This window comes from Roseobacter sp. TSBP12, from assembly GCF_009129705.1.
Taxonomy (GTDB): Bacteria; Pseudomonadota; Alphaproteobacteria; order Rhodobacterales; family Rhodobacteraceae; genus Celeribacter; species Celeribacter baekdonensis_A.
Genome location: NZ_PYIB01000020.1, coordinates 39153 through 57737 on the forward strand (window position 1 = coordinate 39153; position 18585 = coordinate 57737).

At 57.3% G+C, this 18585-nt stretch carries 20 protein-coding genes; 2 read left to right on the plus strand and 18 right to left on the minus strand.

What is annotated here, in order from left to right:
• Positions 1 to 60 precede the first annotated feature (60 nt).
• Positions 61 to 531: a MarR family winged helix-turn-helix transcriptional regulator gene (locus tag C8029_RS05165; RefSeq protein ID WP_009573187.1), complete on the plus strand. Its 471-nt coding sequence runs from the start codon at positions 61 to 63 to the stop codon at positions 529 to 531.
• Positions 532 to 545: 14 nt separating this feature from the next.
• Here the strand turns inward: C8029_RS05165 and C8029_RS05170 are convergent, their stop codons facing one another.
• Genes C8029_RS05170 through C8029_RS05205 form a run of 8 tightly spaced genes read right to left on the minus strand, consistent with a single transcriptional unit; the run spans position 546 to position 7330 of the window.
• Positions 546 to 1049 carry a flavin reductase gene (locus C8029_RS05170; protein ID WP_009573188.1) on the minus strand — a complete coding sequence of 168 codons (504 nt, stop codon included), beginning with the start codon at positions 1047 to 1049 and terminating at the stop codon, positions 546 to 548.
• A gap of 10 nt (positions 1050 to 1059) precedes the next feature.
• Entirely contained in the window at positions 1060 to 2025 is a 966-nt protein-coding gene (locus tag C8029_RS05175; RefSeq protein ID WP_226946234.1) for a PDR/VanB family oxidoreductase, read from the minus strand.
• 2 nt (positions 2026 to 2027) lie between these two features.
• Positions 2028 to 2789 carry an SDR family NAD(P)-dependent oxidoreductase gene (locus C8029_RS05180; RefSeq protein ID WP_009573190.1) on the minus strand — a complete coding sequence of 254 codons (762 nt, stop codon included), beginning with the start codon at positions 2787 to 2789 and terminating at the stop codon, positions 2028 to 2030.
• Positions 2789 to 3283: an aromatic-ring-hydroxylating dioxygenase subunit beta gene (locus C8029_RS05185; RefSeq protein WP_152002418.1), complete on the minus strand. Its 495-nt coding sequence runs from the start codon at positions 3281 to 3283 to the stop codon at positions 2789 to 2791. The genes C8029_RS05180 and C8029_RS05185 overlap by 1 nt, the downstream gene beginning before the upstream one ends.
• On the minus strand, positions 3280 to 4557 hold the full coding sequence (locus tag C8029_RS05190; RefSeq protein WP_009573192.1) for an aromatic ring-hydroxylating oxygenase subunit alpha: 1278 nt from the start codon (positions 4555 to 4557) through the stop codon (positions 3280 to 3282). The genes C8029_RS05185 and C8029_RS05190 overlap by 4 nt, the downstream gene beginning before the upstream one ends.
• A gap of 55 nt (positions 4558 to 4612) precedes the next feature.
• Positions 4613 to 4975, minus strand: coding sequence for a hypothetical protein (locus C8029_RS05195; protein WP_009573193.1), 363 nt, complete (start codon positions 4973 to 4975; stop codon positions 4613 to 4615).
• Between the two features lie 46 nt (positions 4976 to 5021).
• Positions 5022 to 6173: an acyl-CoA dehydrogenase family protein gene (locus tag C8029_RS05200; RefSeq protein ID WP_152002419.1), complete on the minus strand. Its 1152-nt coding sequence runs from the start codon at positions 6171 to 6173 to the stop codon at positions 5022 to 5024.
• The gene (locus C8029_RS05205) at positions 6170 to 7330 is read right to left on the minus strand and encodes an amidase (RefSeq protein ID WP_152002420.1); all 1161 of its coding nucleotides are present in this window, start codon (positions 7328 to 7330) and stop codon (positions 6170 to 6172) included. Before C8029_RS05205 ends, C8029_RS05200 begins: the two co-directional genes overlap by 4 nt.
• A 251-nt stretch (positions 7331 to 7581) precedes the next feature.
• On the opposite strand from C8029_RS05205, the gene C8029_RS05210 reads away from it, so the two are divergent.
• Positions 7582 to 8148: a nuclear transport factor 2 family protein gene (locus tag C8029_RS05210; protein WP_152002421.1), complete on the plus strand. Its 567-nt coding sequence runs from the start codon at positions 7582 to 7584 to the stop codon at positions 8146 to 8148.
• A gap of 62 nt (positions 8149 to 8210) precedes the next feature.
• Here C8029_RS05210 and C8029_RS05215 read toward each other — a convergent pair whose 3' ends face one another.
• The 10 genes from C8029_RS05215 to C8029_RS05260 are packed head-to-tail and all read right to left on the minus strand — an operon-like array spanning position 8211 to position 18564.
• Complete coding sequence (locus C8029_RS05215; protein ID WP_152002422.1) at positions 8211 to 9536, minus strand: TRAP transporter large permease; 1326 nt, start codon at positions 9534 to 9536, stop codon at positions 8211 to 8213.
• 9 nt (positions 9537 to 9545) lie between these two features.
• Complete coding sequence (locus tag C8029_RS05220) at positions 9546 to 10058, minus strand: TRAP transporter small permease subunit (RefSeq protein WP_152002423.1); 513 nt, start codon at positions 10056 to 10058, stop codon at positions 9546 to 9548.
• A 52-nt stretch (positions 10059 to 10110) separates the two neighbouring features.
• On the minus strand, positions 10111 to 11145 hold the full coding sequence (locus C8029_RS05225; RefSeq protein WP_152002424.1) for a TRAP transporter substrate-binding protein: 1035 nt from the start codon (positions 11143 to 11145) through the stop codon (positions 10111 to 10113).
• A gap of 43 nt (positions 11146 to 11188) precedes the next feature.
• Positions 11189 to 12295, minus strand: coding sequence for a histone deacetylase-like amidohydrolase (locus tag C8029_RS05230; RefSeq protein WP_152002425.1), 1107 nt, complete (start codon positions 12293 to 12295; stop codon positions 11189 to 11191).
• A gap of 2 nt (positions 12296 to 12297) precedes the next feature.
• Complete coding sequence (locus C8029_RS05235) at positions 12298 to 13329, minus strand: branched-chain amino acid ABC transporter permease (RefSeq protein WP_152002426.1); 1032 nt, start codon at positions 13327 to 13329, stop codon at positions 12298 to 12300.
• 2 nt (positions 13330 to 13331) lie between these two features.
• Positions 13332 to 14204, minus strand: coding sequence for a branched-chain amino acid ABC transporter permease (locus C8029_RS05240; RefSeq protein WP_009573202.1), 873 nt, complete (start codon positions 14202 to 14204; stop codon positions 13332 to 13334).
• Positions 14201 to 14905 (minus strand): ABC transporter ATP-binding protein, encoded by a 705-nt coding sequence (locus C8029_RS05245; RefSeq protein ID WP_009573203.1) that lies wholly within the window; start codon positions 14903 to 14905, stop codon positions 14201 to 14203. Before C8029_RS05245 ends, C8029_RS05240 begins: the two co-directional genes overlap by 4 nt.
• A complete protein-coding gene (locus tag C8029_RS05250) occupies positions 14905 to 15666 on the minus strand; it encodes an ABC transporter ATP-binding protein (RefSeq protein ID WP_051130646.1) in 762 nt (253 codons plus the stop codon). Before C8029_RS05250 ends, C8029_RS05245 begins: the two co-directional genes overlap by 1 nt.
• 5 nt (positions 15667 to 15671) lie before the next feature.
• A complete protein-coding gene (locus C8029_RS05255) occupies positions 15672 to 16961 on the minus strand; it encodes an ABC transporter substrate-binding protein (RefSeq protein WP_009573205.1) in 1290 nt (429 codons plus the stop codon).
• Between the two features lie 25 nt (positions 16962 to 16986).
• Entirely contained in the window at positions 16987 to 18564 is a 1578-nt protein-coding gene (locus tag C8029_RS05260; RefSeq protein WP_152002427.1) for a GMC family oxidoreductase, read from the minus strand.
• Between the last annotated feature and the right edge of the window lie 21 nt (positions 18565 to 18585).

Genomic DNA, 18585 nt, shown 5'->3' on the forward strand with positions numbered 1-18585 from the left:
TGATACATATGTGTTATTCTATAATCCACGCGACGAAAACGGGACTTGGAGAGACCGATAATGACAAAAATAGCGCCCCCCGAAGAGTCCCAAAAACCCGATCATTTCCGTGATACATGGCCCTATTTTTGGATCAACCGGGTCAACGCCTTTTACACGCGCGCACTCGAAAGACGGCTCAAACCCCTGGGTGTCGATGCGCCACGCTGGCGCGTTCTGATCTCGCTGTACCAACAGGACTACATGTCGGTCTCCGAGGTTGCGGATTTTTCCACCCTCAAACTCAACACCACCACAAAGATCGTTCAGCGCATGATCGTCGATGGTTTGGTTGAGACCCGCGTGCGCCCCACGGACGGGCGCGTGACCGAAGTCTGCCTGACCGAAAAGGGTGATGATCTGCGCGCCAAGGCGCTCAATGAGGTTTACCGCATTCGCGACGAAAGTTTTCACAACGTCACGCCCGCAGAGATCAAAACCCTGAACACCATCCTTGAAAAGATCACAACGGATCTCGGCCGGATTATCTGAGTTCAAGGTGAGGTTCACGCCTGCTCCTCCGCCACAAGATGATGGAAATCCCGGCTAAACCACACCAGCCCATGACGCGCTTTGGCGCTCATGCGGACCTCTTCGACCTGACAGAAAAACACCGAATGCGTGCCCTCTTCTTGGCGGCCGGTGATGCGGCAATCGAACGCGACATTGGCATCCGTCAGCATCGGCGCGCCGGTAGGACCCGCCTCCCAATCGCCAAAGGAAAACCGGTCCACGCCTTCGACAAAGCGGGCGAAAATGCCCGAAAGCTCTTGGTGTTCGGCAGCCAAAACATTGACCGCAAGCACGCCGTTTTCCACGAATTTATCATGGGCAAATGCGCGGGTGTTGATGCAGACTAACAGCGTCGGCGGATTGTCCGTGACGGAGCACACAGCCGAAGCGGTGATGCCATGCTTACCCGCCGGGCCGTCGGTGGTGATCAGGTTCACAGCGGCACCAAGGCGGCTCATGCCTTCGCGAAAATCCTGTTGGGTTTGAGTCAAATCCATCATCATCCCCTTAAATATCCAGCACCAGTTTTGGACCTTTGGCCCGCGAGCAACAGACGCACATCACGTCGCCATCTTCGCGTTCCTCTTCGGTCAAAAACTGATCGCGGTGATCAATCTCGCCCTCAAGAACATCCGTCAGACAGGTGCCACAAACACCCTCTTCGCATTTGACTTCGACCTTGATGCCCGCACGCGCCAGAGCTTTGGCGATGGTGTCATCGGACCCGACGGTCAGCGTCACGCCACTTTCGCGGCACTCGACTTCAAAGCTATCGCCCGAGAGGTCCACATCCGCCGAGAAATATTCGCGATGCACATTGGCACTGGCATGGCCGGCGGCTTCCGCCGTTTCGATGACCCAATCCATGAACCCTTGCGGGCCACAGACATAAAGATGGGTCGCCGCAGACGGCGCGGGAAGATCACGCGTGAGATCAAGCCGTTGTGCGGGGTCTTGGTCGTCAAAGTGAAACACCACCTTGTCGGCAAACCCACAGCTCTCAAGCGCGTCGCGAAAGGCCGTCACATCCGCCGAGCGGGTACAATAATGCAGTGTGAAGTCCTTACCGATGGCGTGCAACCGCTTGGCCATGGCGATCATCGGCGTGATGCCAATGCCCCCTCCCAAAAGCACGGTGGTCTGGGCCGTTTCATCCAACGGAAAGTGATTGCGCGGACCTTCAACGGTGAACACCGCGCCCTCCACAGCCGTTTCATGGACTTTAAGCGAACCACCGCGACTGTTCGGGTCTTTGAGAACCCCGATTTCGTAAAACCCGGTTTCCGCAGGATCGGAGCAGAGCGAATATTGCCGCCACATATCGAGGTCAGGCAAATAGAGATCAAGATGCGCACCAGCCGCAAACGGGAGAATGTCCCCGCCGTTTTCCGGCACGAACCGAATGCGGGAAATCCCGCCACGGTCATCCATTCGGGCGCTGACCTTTAGCTTTTGTGCGTTGTTTTCGGTCATCATTACCTCACATACAGCCCGCCATTGACGTCCCAACAGGCGCCGTTGACAAAGCCCGCATCGGGGCCCGCCAACATGACAACCATCTTGGCAACAAAGTCGGGATCGCCGAGTTTTTTGACCGGGATGCCCGCAATGGCGTTGTCGATAGTGTCGCCCAAAACCGCGCGCACCATTGGCGTGTCCATCGGACCCGGCGCGATGGCATTGCAGGTCACGCCAAACGGCGCGAGATCGCGGGCAAAGATTTTGGTCAGCGTCAGGATCGCACCTTTGGAGGCGGCATAATGCGCGCCCGTGGCGGTGCCGCCGTTTTGACCGGCCAAAGAGGCCATATTGATCATACGACCGTAGCCTTGCGCTTTGAAATAGCGGCCAAAAATCTGGCAGCCCGCAAAAGTACCGCCAGCGTTTGTCGCCATGACCTCGTTGAAAAATGCGGGATCAATGTCGAGCACATTTTGCACAGCGGTGCGCGCGGCGTTGTTGACCAGGACCTCGACCGAGCCATAGCGTTCGATACATTTGTCGAGCACGGTTTGGAAATCCTCAGGCTTGGAAACATCCAATGTCGCGGTGATCGCGGTGTCCCCAGCAAGGTCCAATTCGGAGGCCAAGGCTTTGGCCTCCTCACCGGGATTTACGTCGGTAATGATCACACGGTAGCCCGCCTTGTGCAGTGCCCGGACCGCCTGCGCGCCAAAACCACGCGCGCCGCCCGTGACCACTGCGGTCGAGATTTTTTCTGGAAGAGGCGCGCTCATCAGAACAGATAGCTGAACGAATTCAGCATCCCATCAGAGTTCAAAAGACGGATGATCTTTTGGTGCAATTTGAACCCGCCCTCGGTGGATTTGAGAGTGTATGCGATATTGCCCGCCCAAGTACGTTGGCGGCCAAATTTGTCCTCGATCACATGCTCGGCGCAGGTCACGGTGACCAAGTCGCCTTCTGTGCCCTCGATCCGAAACCGCGACAACGTGCGCACCGTCAAAGCGGGTGGCGCGGACGAGATGGAGAACCCTTGGTGAAAACGACCAATGCGATCTTTGCGCATTTTGGCGTTGTCATAACACAGGTTGACGCTGTTTTTGAAATCCACCGTGTCGCCGATCGGCATGATGTAGAGGCCGTCATCGGTCCACAGGTCGAGCCACTCGTCATATTCGCGCGCGTCCAGCATCGCGCCTTCGGCCCAGATGAAAGCTGTGACATCGGCCAACAGGGATTTGGTGTCGATTTTGCTCATCTCAGTCATTGTGCCATCAAGCCTTTCCACATTTTGTAAGCGGCACGCATGCCGGTCTCAGCGGAGATGTGACCACGCGGACCATTCGGCCCGTCGACCTCATCGACCATGCCGCGGTTCACGAGGATCTTGAGGTCTTCGCCGCCTTTGGTGCCGCGCTGAATGCGCTCCCACACTTCGGCGTCATCCGGCGAGCCAAAGCCCATCGGCCCTTGGAAATGCTCGTGCAGACGAATCCGCGCTTGGTTGGCGGCATCCGGGCCGCCGTCCATGCCGATGGCGATGTGACGAATGTCGGTTTGCTCAACCGAGATCGGCGTAAGCACACGAAAGAACGCCAAGGAGAAGGACACGTTGGGGAAAAGGTTGAGGTTGAACCCCGCCCCGCCCACGGCGCGGACGATTTTCTTGACCTGATCCTCGGGATAGCCTTCGTCACGGATTTCTTGTGCCAGCTCTTCAAAACGGGCCGGGATCGGTGCGCCGAGGTTGGCGTCGAGGTCTTCAAGCTCCGGGATCATCATCATGATCGAGTGACCATTGCCCAGATCCTCAACCCAGCCTTTGCCCTTGTCGAGAAAGTCGAACATCTCTTCGGTCTGGCCGTCGAGCGTTTGCATAAAGCTCTTGTGCACGACCGGGAAATGATAGGCGTCGGTGGTGTTTTCCAACTGCACTTTCCAGTTCATCGGCACGGTGAACTGATGCTCGCCCAACACTTTGACCGGGAAGCCACCGCCCTGTTTCATGAACAGGTCGATGTAGCGACACACGGCCTCGCCCAGAAACTCTTCGAGCGGTTCCATGTCCTCTTTGAAGGTCGCAAAGACCATGCCGTTGTAGGATTCGGTGCGCAGTTTCAACAGACCATGCTGAGCCTTGTCGAAATCATCGCCGTACTGTTCCGGGTAAGGCAGCGCGCGCAAAGAGCCGTCAAGCCCGTAGCCCCAGCCGTGATACGGGCATTGGAACGACGAGGTCTTGCCCTTTTTGACTTCGCACACGGTGGCGGCCCGGTGACGACACCGGTTGACCATGCAATGGATTTTTCCCTTGCGGTCGCGCACCACGATCACCGGCTCAAGACCGACGTTGGAGAGTTTGAACGAGCCTTTGTCAGGGAATTCGCTTTCATGTGCGATCCAGACCCAGGTGTTTTTGAAAATCTTTTCCATCTCTTCGTCAAAGAGATCAGGATCTTCGTACATGGCGGTTCCGACCAGCGCATTCTCTTCGTCGTAGAGTGCGTCAAGGTCACTGAACTTTGGCATATCAAGAGACATGTTAGCTCCTTCTCAGTGGCATCAGGATGGCGTCGAAACCGCGCACCCCGGAAAATTAAAGTTGCGGGATTTCCAAAGCGCGGCCCATGCGCGCCTCGACGGTCATGTATTTCCAAAGGCGGTCATTGCCCTCACCCACCACGATGGTGCGCAACAGGTTACACGCGGCTTGAACGTCTTCGCGGGTCGGGAAATCACAGAGCATGTACCATGTGAATGGAAAGCCAGAGGAAGCCCCCACCATGGTCTGATCGTCGTCAAACGTCCCGACGATTTCGACGCCCTCCATCTGGTCAATGCCGGACATCAACTCTTGGGTGGCTTTCCAAACCGGGCCGATTTGGTCAAACGGCAGGCTGAAAAATGTCGGATGGTTGTTAAAGCACAACAGAGTGCGGATCGGCTTTTGGTCGCTCATGGGGTCGTCCTCTTTCGGGAATATTTCGTGCAATCAGTTGGGTGTTTTAGGGGTAGCCAGGCATGGTCGGTTGGTCGAAAAAACCGGCCCCCGCGGCGGTCCAGGTGCCTTCGCCCATAAAGGCGTGTTGCGCGACACAAGCCGCGTCCACCATGCAACGGCCCAAGGTATGGCCGGTTTCCATCACGCCCGAGCCGCCGATGACAAAGGCAATACGGGCCGCCTCTGCGCCATCGCGGGCGGCTTTTGTGGCGACCAGACGCAGGCGAATTTTCATGTCCTGCGACACATCTCCGGTGGTCTTGAGTTGCTCCCAAGCCGCCTCAATCGTGTCGTAAAACGCGGCGCGTGCGCCCATCAAGATGCCCTGCGCCTTAGCGAATTCGGCCTGCACATAAGGACGTGCGCCCGGGTTCGGTGCGCCGGTAATCGAGGCACGCTCGGCAGCGTCTTTCACCAAGAAATCAAGTGCTTCGCGTGCGGCGCCCAAGGCCACGACGGCCAAAACCTGTGACGCCAAAGCCATCGCCGGGTATTTGAAAATCAGATCGTCCATCTCGGGTTTGCCGCCGCGGATAAAGGTCCACTCAGGGGCAACCACGACATCTTCGACCACCGCGTCATGCGATCCGGTCGCAGACAAGCCAATGGTGTTCCATGTCTCATCGACAAACACCTTGTTGCGGGGCAGCACGGCCACACGAGGCAGCGGTGTGTCATCGCCTTCGACCTTGATGCCCGCGCCAACCAGCGAGGCCCCCATGATGCCAGAGCACCACGGCCAGCGGCCTTTGACCCTGAACCCGCCATCGACTTTGTCGGCTTTTTGCGGCGGGAACATTGCGCCCGCGAACACGGTGTTTGGGTCTTTGCCGTAGATTTCCGCATAGGTCAGCGACGGCAGTGCCGCCAAATAGGTGGCAGAGACACCAAAACTTGCGACCCAGCCGGTGGAGGCATCCGCAGCCGAGATGTCTTCGATCAATCGACAAAACTCGGCGGGGGTTTTCTCATCGCCGCCAAACCGGGCGGGCACAAAAGAACGATAGACGCCAATGTGTTGTAGCCGCCCCACCACATCCAGCGGCACATGGCGCAGCTGAGTAAACTCGGCCCGACGGGCACGGATTTGATCCAAGACAGAGATGTAGAGGGCATCATGTGCCTGATCAGCGGAGAGTTTGGACAGTGAGGTCATTGGTTTTGGTCCTTTGACTGAAAATCGGGAACACAGGAGACGATCCAGCGCGCAATCGCGCAAAGTCGGGCCTCTTCGCCTTTACGCCCAACCAATTGCAGCCCGATGGGCAAGCCGGAGTTGGTGCGCGCGGGCAAGGTGATGGCGGGGTGGCCGCTGAGGTTAAACGGACGCAAAAAGCGCGTCAGCGGCAGAATGGTTTGTGGGTCTTGCGCCTCGCTCAGCGTCGGCGGAATCACCGGCAAAGCCGGCGTCACAAGCGCGTCATACTGTTCCAAAAGCGCGTCCACTTCGGCGGTAAACGCGGTGCGCACTGCTTCGGCCTCGGCCAATTGCGCCTCGGTCACGTGGCGTGCCGCCGTCAGGCGCTTGTGAATATCCGTGCCAAGCGGCGCGCCTTCGTCGAGCAAATGCCCAAACGCGGCGGCGGTCTCATAGGAAATCACCGTCATTCCAGCCTGAAACGCCGCTTCAAAATGGGGGAGGCACTCATAGCCCATGCCCGGATAGGCATCCATCAAGGCATAGACCAAAGGGTCCCCCACTTCGGCCACGGGATCAGATTTGATCCGAGTCAATTTGGGAGCGTTGACAAGGGTTTCAGGGGTGAAGGTCGGGTCCATTGCCGCCATCGCGGTCTCGATCATATCCATGTCGCGGGCGAAGGCCCCGACACAATCGAGCGAGCTGTTCTTGGGCGACAGACCCTTGCGGCTGATCCGGCCAAAGGTGGGCTTGATCCCGATCACACCACAGCAAATCGCAGGCTGGCGCACCGATCCGCCGGTATCCGTGCCAATAGCAAAATCGCATAGGCCCGAGGCCACGGCGACGGCGGACCCGGACGACGATCCTCCGGGAATGCGGTCTGGCCAATTGGGGTTTACAGGGGTGCCGTGAAAGCCATTCACGCCCGTCATTCCAAAGGCCAGTTCGTGCATATTGGCTTTGCCGATGATCCGGCATCCGGCCGTCAGAAGGGCGTCGACCACAACGGCGTTTTCAAGGGCTGGCGCGGCAGAAGCAAAGGCTTCCGAGCCACAGCCCGTCACTGTGCCGGCAATGTCGATGCAATCTTTGATCACGACGGTTGGTCCAGTGCCGCCCATAGACAGCTCTTGGACCAGCGCGTGAGAGCTGGTGGCGTGTGCGTTCATTTTCTGGTCCCTGTTTGGGCTTTGACGTCATCTAGCGCGACGCTGTTACAGTAATCTTCACGTATTTACGTCACAGGTCAAGTGAAAGATGAAACAATTTCTTTGCGCATTTACGGAGAGTGCTGTAAAACCTATTTACGGTAATTTTACTGCTTTAATTGCAGGCAACACTCCTCCGCAAAGCTCAATTTTTGCCCGAGGTTTGTCTCAAAATCCAAGGCGCGACACAGCGCCGAACCGAAAGGACGCACATGACCGACTCTGACACCATCGCCGCCCTCACCAAACGGCTTGAACTGCTCGAAGCCGAGGCCGAAGTCCGCCGCGTACAATCCCGCTACATGTTTCTTTGCGACACCCCGATGCCCGAATATGGCGTCAAAGATGATGCAGAACGCATTGATTTAATTATGGAACTCTTCTCTGAAGAAGCCGTTTGGGAAGGCGTTGGCGAATATTACACCGGACAGTTTGGCCGCGCCGAAGGCAAAGCCGCCGTGCGTAAACACTTCGAAGGGTTCTGGGGCGGCAAAACCGATCCGGCGCTGATTCTCAACTGTCACTACCTGACCTCGGAGCAGATCAACGTGGCCTCCGACGGCCTGACTGCAACGGGTCAATGGGTCCATATGCAGCCTTGGCTGTTCTCCGACGGCAAAGCGCTTTTGCGTTCTTCGCGCCTGTTTAATGCGTTCAAAAAATGCGACGATGGCACGTGGCGTTACACTCGCAACCGCACGGAAAACGTCTTTGTTGCGCCTCTTCCTGCCACTTGGGCCTCGGATTATCCCTCTGCCTCGGTTTTGATGAAACCGTGAAATCACAGCGACTCACACGCGAAAGGGCGCCCCAACAGGCGCCCTTTTTCAGTTTGCTCCTCTCACCAAAGGGCAAGTTTTGGCACCAGAAGCGTGAGTACCAAAATCCCGATTTGCATTGCCACGAAAGGCAGAACCGCTCGATAGATGTGGGTGATTTCCACATCCGGCACCGCATTTTTGAGGTAGAACAACGCCATCCCAACCGGCGGGGTCAAAAACGAGGTCTGCAGGCAAATCGCCATCAGAACGGCCACCCAGGCCGGGTCATGCCCCAACGCGGTCAAAACCGGCAAAACCAAAGGGGCAACAATCAAAATGATCTCCATCCAGTCTAGAAAGAACCCTAACAGAAACACGATAAACAGGATCAAAATCAATGTCCCGGTCGGCGGCAAGGGGATGGCGTGAAGCGCATTTTCGATCAATTCATCGCCACCATATCCGCGCAGCACGACGGAAAAACACGATGCACCAAAGATCAACGCAAAGAGAAACGCGGTGGTTGTACCTGTGCTTTCGCACACCTCCCGAAATCCCGACCACGTGAGACGTTTCGACATCAATGCGATCAACGTCGCCCCCGCTGCACCGACGCCAGAGGCCTCGGTCGGCGTGGCGATGCCAAAGATGATCGACCCCAAAACCGCAATGACCAAAAGCAACGGCGCGACCAGAGAGCCGATCAAATCAAGCACGACCTCGCGCGGCTCACGCCCCGCTTCAATCGGTTTGGTCGGAGCGCGATCTGGATAGCGCAATGCAACAAACACGGCATAGGCGACATAGGCCAGCGCCAACAAAAGCCCCGGCACCATCGCGCCACGGAACAAGTCGCCGACAGGGATCTGCAACTGATCCCCCATGACGATGAGCATGATCGACGGCGGGATAAGAATGCCCAAACACCCGGTTGCCCCGACAACGCCAAGCCCAAGCCGGTCATCGTAACCCGCGCCGCGCATCGCCGGCATCGCGATGGTCGCGAGCAAAACGACAGATGCCCCGATGATGCCAGTGGAGGCAGCAAGTACCACGCCGATCAACACAACAGAGACCGCCATGCCACCCGGAACCACCCGCAACACTTGATGCATTCGGGTCAAAAGCCGCTCCGCCACACCGGATTTGTCCAACATCATGCCCATAAACACGAACATCGAAATCGGGATGAGAGAGTAGCTTGAGAGCGTGTCGAAGATGCGGTTGGCAACAAATCCGATCATCCGCAGTGAGGCCATATCGGCGTCTACACTAAAGGCATCGAGCAACGTGCCCAAAGCCGCGAACAGAACTGCGACACCGCCCAAAACAAACGCAATCGGAAAGCCCGAGAACATCACCACCATGAAGGAGGCGAAAAGAAGGAAAACAAAGAGAATGTCCATGATTGCGCCTTAGTCTTTGTAGGTCTTGGGACCAAACAGAAAGAGGATGGATTTCAGAGCAATGGCCACGGCTTGCAACGCCAAAAGGCTGAGCCCAGCGGCCATCACGAATTTGATGATGTAGCGCGCGGGCAACCCCGACGGCATGGGCGAGCCTTCTTTGAGGCGCCAAGAATAGCCAAAAATCGTCCACGCGCTGTCAGTGACAAACCAAAGGAACGGCAACAACAAAAACACCACGCCGCACAGTTCGACGATGGCCTTTTGCACGGCCGACATTTTGACGTGAAACGCATCAACGCGCACATGAGCGTCTTGTTGATATGCCCATGCCAGACAGGACATCACCGCCACGGCATTGAGGTGCCATTGCAATTCTTCCAACTCGATCGAGCCAATGCCGAAGGCATATCGAGAGGTGACATTAACCAGAATGGTGAGCATCAAAAGCGGTAAAAACAACGCGCCGATTTTACCAACCCGGATGATGAAGCCCTCAATGAGCGCGATGACGATTTGCATGATGTGCTTCCCTGCAAATGCGCGCCGGAGGTATCCCCCCGGCGCAGATGGCTCAACGACGTTCCGCCCAAGGCGCGACAGAGGCGCGGTAGGCGGTCAGCGACTCCCAGACCCGTTTGAAATCGGCGTCTTTGGAAGTTTGTTCTGCGATCACCTCGTCAAAGGCGGCATGGAGATGCTCCAAGACTTCCGGCGGGAAGGATTTGATCTCAACACCAGCGGCTTCAAACTCGGCCACGGCTTTGGCATTCAACGCCATGGTCGAGGTGATGGACTCAAGGTTCACCGCCTTACAGCTTTCTTCGATCAAAGCCTGTTGGCTGGCATCCAGACTGTCCCATTTCGCCTGATTGACAATCAGCTCGTTCATCGCGGCGGGTTGGTGCCAACCGGGGAGGTAATAGTATTTGCCCACTTGCTGAAGACCCAGAGTGATGTCGATGGCGGGCATGGACAATTCAGTGCCATCAATCAGACCTTTTTCAAGACCCGGATAGATCTCACCCCCCGGCAAAAGCACGATGGACGCACCGACCTTGGCCATCGCTTCGCCGGCCAGCCCGGCAAACCGAACCTTCTTGCCTTTGAAATCATCGACCGTGTTGATCTCGAAATTGTACCAGCCACCCGCTTCGCTATCCATCAGGCCACAGGGGATGGTTACAACCCCCTGTTTGGCGTAGATTTCGGACCAGATTTCGCGCCCGCCACCGTCATAAAGCCAAGCCGTGTGGGTGATGGCGTCGGGGCCAAAGGGGATGCCGCCAAACAATTGCACAGCCGGAAAGCGACCCGCGACATAGAGCGGAGAGGTGATACCGGCGTCCAACGTACCCTGTTGCACCGCGTCGAAAATTTGCAGCGACGGCACCAATTTGCCCGCGCCATAAACGGTCACATCAAGCGACCCACCTGAGCTTTCATTGAGCGTCTCACCCAAATATGCCGCGTTGGCGCCACTTGCGGGCATGGTCAAAGGCCATGCGCTTTGGATGTCGAGCCTGGTCCCTTTGGCCATCACCGGGGCGGCCACCAGTGTGGAAACCGTGACGGCCAAGGCGGCCAGAGATTTGATGTGCGTCTTCATTTGCTGTCTCCTATTGAGTGTGTTCCGACCTTTCCGGCCGTGTTTATGGGACGTGTCGTGGGTGTCGCGCCAAGGCCGCAATCTGTGCTGTGACGGCCTCGGTGCTGGGTTGTTGTTCGATGAGCAGGTCAAGAAATGGATCTTCGACCTTCGTTCGCGTGGCTGAGAGCTCTTCGAGAACGGCAAGCGCGCAAAAAGGGACATAGCTTTCGGCATAACCGCCCTCTTGGACGATCACGAGACGGCCCTCACAGAGCACTTCGGAAAGCGCCATCACGCTCTTGGTCAGGGCCCGAAACGTCTCGCTATGCGCCAACATACGCGCCAAAGGATCGACACCATTGGCATCCAACCCGTTGACCACGATGATCATCTCTGGCGCGAACTCGGTGATCGACGGCGCAACGATACGCTCAAAGGCATAGAGATAGGCGGCGTGCCCCGCGCCGGGCCAAATCGGGACATTCACATTTGCACCGATCCCCGCCCCTTCTCCTGCGGCCTCCACTGCGCCCGAACTTCCGGGCGGAAAACAGGCCTCTTGGTGCATCGAGATCGTCAAGACCGTCGGATCATCGTAAAAACAGGCCTCTGTGCCATTGCCGTGATGCACGTCCCAATCGAGCACCGCAATCCGCCCGATACCAGCCTCCTGAGCGGAGCGCACCGCAATGGCGACATTGGCAAACATGCAAAATCCCATTGGCGTGTCGGGCAAGCAATGATGGCCAGAGGGGCGCGAAATGGCATAGGCGCGCTGACACGCTCCTTCGGCCACATCCAAAACGGCGCGGCTCACCAGCCCCGCAGAAAGTGCCGCGATCTCATAACTCCCACCGGAAAAAGGCGCGGTCGGATGCAGTGCCCCACCGCCCGCATCGCTCATGGCTTTGAATGCCTCAAGGTAGGATTTGGGATGAATGCGCTGTAGCTCCGCGTCCGTCAAAGGCGCTGCGGTTTTGACGTCGAATGCCTGCGTCAACCCGGAGACATCCATCAAAGATTTAAGTCGCCGTTTGGGATCTGGGCTGTCGGCATGGCCGCCACTCGCCGGAGGCTGAACCCAGCCGCCAACAGGCTGCACCAATGCGGAGAGACCCGCCGTGAACCAAAGTGTCTTTTCGTCGAAATAAAAAGCCGGTTTTGCCACGTCTATTCACCTTCTTTTTGGGGCGCGAACCTCTCCGGAAGGCGTCGCGCCGTACGAAACAAGAGGACAGGCCGATGGGTGTTCAAAAGACCCCAGAGCCCTTTTGGAGCAAAGAGCATCATCATGATGGCGATCAGACCAAAGATCAGCATCGACCACGCCTCAAGATCGGCCAACATGTCGCGCAGGAAAAAGAACACCAACGTGCCCAAGATCGGCCCTTCGATGGTGCCGATCCCACCAATCACCACGATGAAAATCACATAGGCCGCCCAGTTGATCGAAAAGGCCGCGTCCGGGCGCACATTGATCTGAACAATGTAAATCAGCGCTCCCGTTGCCCCGGCAATGGCAGCGGCAAAAAGGTAGACGATGCGTTTGGTGCGCCGGGTTTCAACACCCACACTGCGCGCGCCATTCTCGGTGTCGCGGATCGCCTGAAGCGCCAACCCGGTTTTGGAGCGCAACAGGAAAAACACGCCAAACACCGCGATGATCGCGAGCGCAAGCGCCACCCAATAGCCTAGGTCTTCGCGCAGATGCCGGTCAAATTGACCCAGCGACCGCACGGTGCGGCCGCGACCACCGCCGAGCCAATCAATATTGGCGTTCACCGTCAGACGCACGGTTTCGGCAATGACCCATGTGGCCACGGCAAAATATGCGCCCTTCAGTCGGAACAAAAGCCAACTCACCGGGACCGCAAGGATGACGGCCAGAATGGCGGCAAGAGGCACTGTGAGAAAGGGGTTTATGCCAAGGTCTTCGGCCATGACCACAAGGCCATAAGCCCCGATGCCAACAAAAGCCTGTTGGCCGATGGACATCATCCCGGCATAGCCCGCCATCAGGTTCCATGCTTGGGCAAGAGCGAGGAAATACAGGAATTCCAACACCGAGCGCTGGGTGTAACCCGTGGCCCAAAATGGCAAAGTGATGAGTGCGGCCAAGATAACGGCGAGGGCACCGAGTGGCAGCGCAGCCGACGATGTGCGCGCATACGGGCGGGGGGGCACGATCTGAGACTCGGCCATGATCAGTCCCTCTCTATGGTCTCTGGAAACAGACCAGACGGCCGCACGACAAGAATGCCAAGCGTCACGAGATGGCCCGCAAGTTGGAAAAATGTGGGATTGATCGCGCCGCCAATCGTCTGGGCGATGCCAAGGATCAACCCACCCGCAAGCACGCCATAAATCGACCCCATGCCGCCAATGATGATGACCTCAAAAGCGAAAATAAGCCGCGCGGGGCCGTCAAACGGCGAGAAGTTCGAGCGAATGCCCATCACCACGCCAGTGACCGCGATGATGGCAAAAGACAGCCCCATCGCGAGGCCATAAATGCGCTTGCCGTCGATGCCCATCAACTCCGCCGTTGCCGGGTCATCTGACGTGGCACGAAACGCGCGCCCCAAAAGCGTGCGCCCCATAAAGGCCTGAAGCGCAAAGATCATCACCAACAAAACCGCCAAAGTCAAAATCGGGAACACGCCGATGGTCACTCCGGGCGCGAGCGTGACCCCCATGGTTTCAATCGCCCCCTGCCGCAGCACCTGACGATCCGCGGAAAAGCCCAAAAGCAAGCCGTTCTGAATGACAAAAGACAGGCCAAAGGTGATGATCACCGCCGGCATCATCCCGTCTTTCAGCGTGCGATTGAGGATCAAGCGTTGAAGCCCGTAGCCGATACAAAACATCACCGGAACAAGCACGGCGAGCGACATGAGAGGCGTCAGCCCCAACACCTGCGTGGTTATAAGCGCGAGGTAGGTCGCGAGAACAATGATGTCCCCATGGGCGAGATTGACGGTGCGCATAATGCCGAATGTCAAAGACAGACCCAGCCCGTAAAGCGCATAAAGACCGCCCAAAAGGACACCGTTGAGCATGGTAGACGTCGCAATCATGCATTTGCTCCAAAATAAGCGTCGATCAAGGCCTGGCGATCCATCTGGGCCGAAAGACCGGACAGTTCAACATGGCCTTCAAGCAGGCAATAGACGTGATTGGAAACACTCAGTGCCCGGTTCAAATCCTGTTCAACAAGGACAATAGAGGTGCCATGGCCGCTGATTTCCGGCAGGCTTTTGTAAATTTGATTCACCACAATAGGCGCAAGGCCAAGGGAGATTTCATCCATCAACAACAACCGGGGATTGGCCATCAGGGCCCGGCCAATCGCGACCATTTGCTGCTCCCCGCCTGACAGATCCAGCCCGCGATTGTTGCGGCGTTTGACCAATTCGGGGAAAAGCGCATACACGCGCTCCACCGTCCAAAAGCCTTTGCGTTTTGGATAGCTGCCGATGATCAAATTGTCTTCGACCGTGAGGCTTGGGAACAGTTTGCGCCCCTCTGGCACCATCGAAATACCAAGCCGGGCCAGTTGATGCGCCGAACTGTTTTCAATCGACGTGCCGTCAAAGGACACCCGACCCGTCATCGCCGGAAGCGCGCCACAAATCGTGCGCAGCAATGTTGTTTTGCCGGCACCATTGGCCCCGACGATGGCCAAGGTTTCGCCTTCCTCAGCAGCCAAGGAAATTCCGCGAAGGGCCTGAAACAATCCGTATCCGGCGGATAGGTTTTCAACCTCAAGCAAAGCCATCAGCGCACCCCTTCTAAAATCGCATCCTCGCCAAAATAGGCGCGTTTGAAGGCCTCGCCTTCCATCACCTCGTCGGGAGTGCCTTCGGCAATCAATTGACCGAAATCCAAGGCAATGAGTCGATCCACGACAGCCACAAGCGCATGCACCACATGCTCAATCCAGATGATCGAAACACCTGAGGTACGAATATCTTGGATCAGCACAACAAGGTCGTGGACCTCAAAATCGGTCAAGCCGCCTGCGATTTCATCCAGCAAAAGCACCTTGGGTTCACAGGCCAGTGCCCGCGACAATTCCAACCGTTTGCGCCCCATCAATGACAACGCTCCGGCCATTTCTTCGTGGCGTTCCAAAAGTCCCGTGCGCTTGAGCGCGGTGTAGGCCACCTCTTCCGCCGCATCGCCATGATGGCCCCCGCCGTGATAGGCCGCCGTCAAAACGTTTTCCCAAACCGAGATTTGTTCAAACGGTTGCGGCACTTGCGAGGTCCGCACAATGCCTTGGCGACAGCGTGCGGGTTCGGTCAGCCCGGACATATCGCGCCCGTCATAGAGCACCTGTCCGGCGCTTGGGGCGGTCGATCCCGCGAGCATTTTCAACAGCGTCGTTTTACCTGCACCGTTCGGACCAAGCACACCAAGCGCCTCACCCGCTGCGAGCGAAAAGGACACCGCATCATTGACCGTCAAAGCGCCGTAGCGCTTGGTCAGGGCCCGCGCCTCAAGCACGGGTCCCGAGGGAGTAAATACCTCAGTCACAGCACTTACCAAACCTTCGGTTCCAAAGTGCCGTTGGTCACAATATCAGGCGCGACATCGTTAAAGGTGCAGACCAATTTAAAGCCCCCCTCACCGTCCGATTGCCACTGCCCGCCTGCGACCGGCGTTTTGGCAACGTTTGGCGCCAAAGCGAAATCGCCCCATTTGATATGCCCAACACAGGTGTTCAAATCGGTGGCATTCATCGCCGCCACAACGGCCTCGGGAGTCACATCTTCTGTGCGCTTGAGCAGATCCACCGCCACCTCGAACAGGGCATGAACATAGCCTGTGCCTTGCAGCCATTGGTTGCCTGTGCCCTCCATGTAAGCGGCACAAAGCATCTCGGTCGATTGGCCGGTGAGCGACGACACATAGGGGTATTGTGGCCCCCAATAATATTCACCGGAAAGGTTTTCACCCAAACCATCCGGGAAACTTTCAACACCTTTTGGAGTCAAAGCAGCTTTGGCCACAGTGACGAATTTCGGCGTGTAGCCCATCTGTTTGGCCTGTGTCATGAAGGTCGCCAAGTCAGGTGGAAGCATGACACCAGTGACGATTTCGACCCCTGCGGATTTGAACGCATTGATCTCGGCGGAGAAATCATCCTTCAGGTTTTGGTAGCGGCCCGGATCGACAAGGGTATAGCCAGCCTCAGACAGAGCGGGCGGAAAACCCAGATTCGGATCGGCAAAAGCGATCCCATCCGGGTCGTTTGGCCAAAGCGCGCCGACGACTTTATTCGTTTCTAATCCGGCCCAAAGGCCAAAATATACCGCCAAAAGATCCTCAGACCCCCAGAAGAAGTGGTTGGTGTAGGTAAAGCTTTTCTCCATTGGCGCACCACCGCGGCCAAAGTACCAGGACTGCCATGGGGTGGCCGCAGAGAGGCATGGAACGCCGTTGAGTTCACACAGGTCCGCAACCGGGTTGGTCGTATCCGGTGTGGACCCGACGAGCACAAGATCGACCTCATCTTGGTAGATCAAATCGGAGGCCATATCGCCCGCCCGGTTCGGATCAGACTGCGTGTCCTTTTCGATGATCTCGATGTCGAGCGCCCCTGCCGCCGTCTCAAGTTTACCGCCCAACGTATCCCGCACGGCGTCAATGACAAAGCCGTCACTTTCAGAGATTTGACTCAACGCGCCGGAGCGCGGAGAGACATACCCAACCCGCAAGGTGCCCCCCGCGGCATGGGCACGGCGGGCAGACACGATCGACGGCGCAAACAGGGTTGCCGCTGCGGTGGATTTAATCAGGTGACGACGATTCATGGTGAGCTTTGTCATGTTGAATATCCTTGGAACACACGGTTCAAACGCTGGCACAGACGTTGAACTTGATAAGATCAGCGCATTTTTCGCCGATCATGATGGCCGGAGCATTGGTGTTGCCGGACGGCACGGCGGGCATGATCGAGGCGTCCGCCACACGCAGCCCTTTGACGCCATAGACCCGCAATTCAGGGTCGACGACCGACATGGCCGAGGTGCCCATGGCGCAGGTGCCAACCTGATGGTGATAGCTGCCTACGAAAGAGCGGGCATACTCTGCCAACGCTTCATCCGTTTGCACTTCCGGCCCCGGATAGACCTCGCGCGTCACCCAGTCTTTGAGCGCAGGCTGAGAGGTGAGATCGCGAATTTGCTTCATCGAGGTGACGAGGCAATCAACGTCATATTGGGTCGACAAAAGATTTGGATCGAGCGCGACAGGGTCGTTGATCGACGCCCCGGTCAACCGCATCTCACCACGCGACGTTGGACGAATGCCCGCAGCGTGGAGCGTGAAGGCATTCATCGGCCCCTCCTGCCCCGGCGCATAGGCGGGCACCGAGAAAAACAGCGGCTGAAGGTCCGGCACCGCCATGTCGGGATGCGATTTGGTGAACATATGCACCTGCATCGGTGGCAGGTTCGGGTCGGTCGGGAACGGGTAGTCCGGCTTACTCTCATAGACCATCGGCAGGAAGGTGTGGTCATGCAGGTTCTGGCCCACGCCCGGCAGATCACAGATGCAACCAATGCCATGTTCGGCCAAGTGCTCTTTCGGACCGATCCCTGAGAGCATGAGGATTTTCGGGCTTTCCAAAGTCCCCGCAGAAAGCACCACCTCTTTGGCGGCATTGAGCGTGACCGACCCCGTAGCCGTGGCAAGTCGAACCCCGGTGACAACGCCCTCAGAGATCAAGACCTTCTCGGCCCGCGCGCCGCTCATCACCGTCAGATTGGCGCGGTTGTGGATCGGGTCGATATAACCCGCCGCCGTTGAGGCGCGCCTACCTTCTTTGATGTTGAACTGGATGCGCGAAATACCGTCAGTGGTCTCACCATTGTAATCTTCGTTATAGGGAATGCCTGCTTCGACACCGGCTTTGACCAAAGCCTGCATCACCGGGTGCGGCTCGTAGTCCTTGATCACACGTAGCGGTCCACCAGTGGCACGATAGTCATCCGCACCGCCTTCAAAATCTTCGATTTTCTTGAAATACGGCAGGACAGATTTCCAATCCCAACCATAATTGCCCTGAAGCGCCCAAGCGTCATAATCCGCCTGATGGCCGCGCACATAGATCATGCCGTTCATCGACGAACAGCCACCCATGACCTTGCCCCGCGGCCAATAGACTTGGCGGTTTCCGGCATGTTTTTGCGGCACCGTCGAAAAGCCCCAATCGTAATCGGAAAACCAAATGTCGATCACCCGCAGCGGGGTGGAGACCATATCGGGCGTGTCACCGTGACCTGCTTCCACCAGAAGGACGGAAACCGCAGGGTCCTCGGACAGGCGCGCGGCGATCACGCAGCCGGCGGACCCGGCACCACAGATGATATAATCAAATGTTTTGCCGTTCAGATCGGCGGAGAGCTGAGGATAGGTATGGGCATTCATGGGGAGATGAGCCTCTTGGCA

Coding starts and splice junctions, on each gene's coding strand:
- C8029_RS05165 (WP_009573187.1), top strand. CDS start 61: ATGACAAAAATAGCGCCCCCCGAAGAGTCCCAAAAACCCGATCATTTC.
- C8029_RS05170 (WP_009573188.1), bottom strand. CDS start 1,049: ATGGATTTGACTCAAACCCAACAGGATTTTCGCGAAGGCATGAGCCGC.
- C8029_RS05175 (WP_226946234.1), bottom strand. CDS start 2,025: ATGACCGAAAACAACGCACAAAAGCTAAAGGTCAGCGCCCGAATGGAT.
- C8029_RS05180 (WP_009573190.1), bottom strand. CDS start 2,789: ATGAGCGCGCCTCTTCCAGAAAAAATCTCGACCGCAGTGGTCACGGGC.
- C8029_RS05185 (WP_152002418.1), bottom strand. CDS start 3,283: ATGACTGAGATGAGCAAAATCGACACCAAATCCCTGTTGGCCGATGTC.
- C8029_RS05190 (WP_009573192.1), bottom strand. CDS start 4,557: ATGTCTCTTGATATGCCAAAGTTCAGTGACCTTGACGCACTCTACGAC.
- C8029_RS05195 (WP_009573193.1), bottom strand. CDS start 4,975: ATGAGCGACCAAAAGCCGATCCGCACTCTGTTGTGCTTTAACAACCAT.
- C8029_RS05200 (WP_152002419.1), bottom strand. CDS start 6,173: ATGACCTCACTGTCCAAACTCTCCGCTGATCAGGCACATGATGCCCTC.
- C8029_RS05205 (WP_152002420.1), bottom strand. CDS start 7,330: ATGAACGCACACGCCACCAGCTCTCACGCGCTGGTCCAAGAGCTGTCT.
- C8029_RS05210 (WP_152002421.1), top strand. CDS start 7,582: ATGACCGACTCTGACACCATCGCCGCCCTCACCAAACGGCTTGAACTG.
- C8029_RS05215 (WP_152002422.1), bottom strand. CDS start 9,536: ATGGACATTCTCTTTGTTTTCCTTCTTTTCGCCTCCTTCATGGTGGTG.
- C8029_RS05220 (WP_152002423.1), bottom strand. CDS start 10,058: ATGCAAATCGTCATCGCGCTCATTGAGGGCTTCATCATCCGGGTTGGT.
- C8029_RS05225 (WP_152002424.1), bottom strand. CDS start 11,145: ATGAAGACGCACATCAAATCTCTGGCCGCCTTGGCCGTCACGGTTTCC.
- C8029_RS05235 (WP_152002426.1), bottom strand. CDS start 13,329: ATGGCCGAGTCTCAGATCGTGCCCCCCCGCCCGTATGCGCGCACATCG.
- C8029_RS05240 (WP_009573202.1), bottom strand. CDS start 14,204: ATGATTGCGACGTCTACCATGCTCAACGGTGTCCTTTTGGGCGGTCTT.
- C8029_RS05245 (WP_009573203.1), bottom strand. CDS start 14,905: ATGGCTTTGCTTGAGGTTGAAAACCTATCCGCCGGATACGGATTGTTT.
- C8029_RS05255 (WP_009573205.1), bottom strand. CDS start 16,961: ATGACAAAGCTCACCATGAATCGTCGTCACCTGATTAAATCCACCGCA.
- C8029_RS05260 (WP_152002427.1), bottom strand. CDS start 18,564: ATGAATGCCCATACCTATCCTCAGCTCTCCGCCGATCTGAACGGCAAA.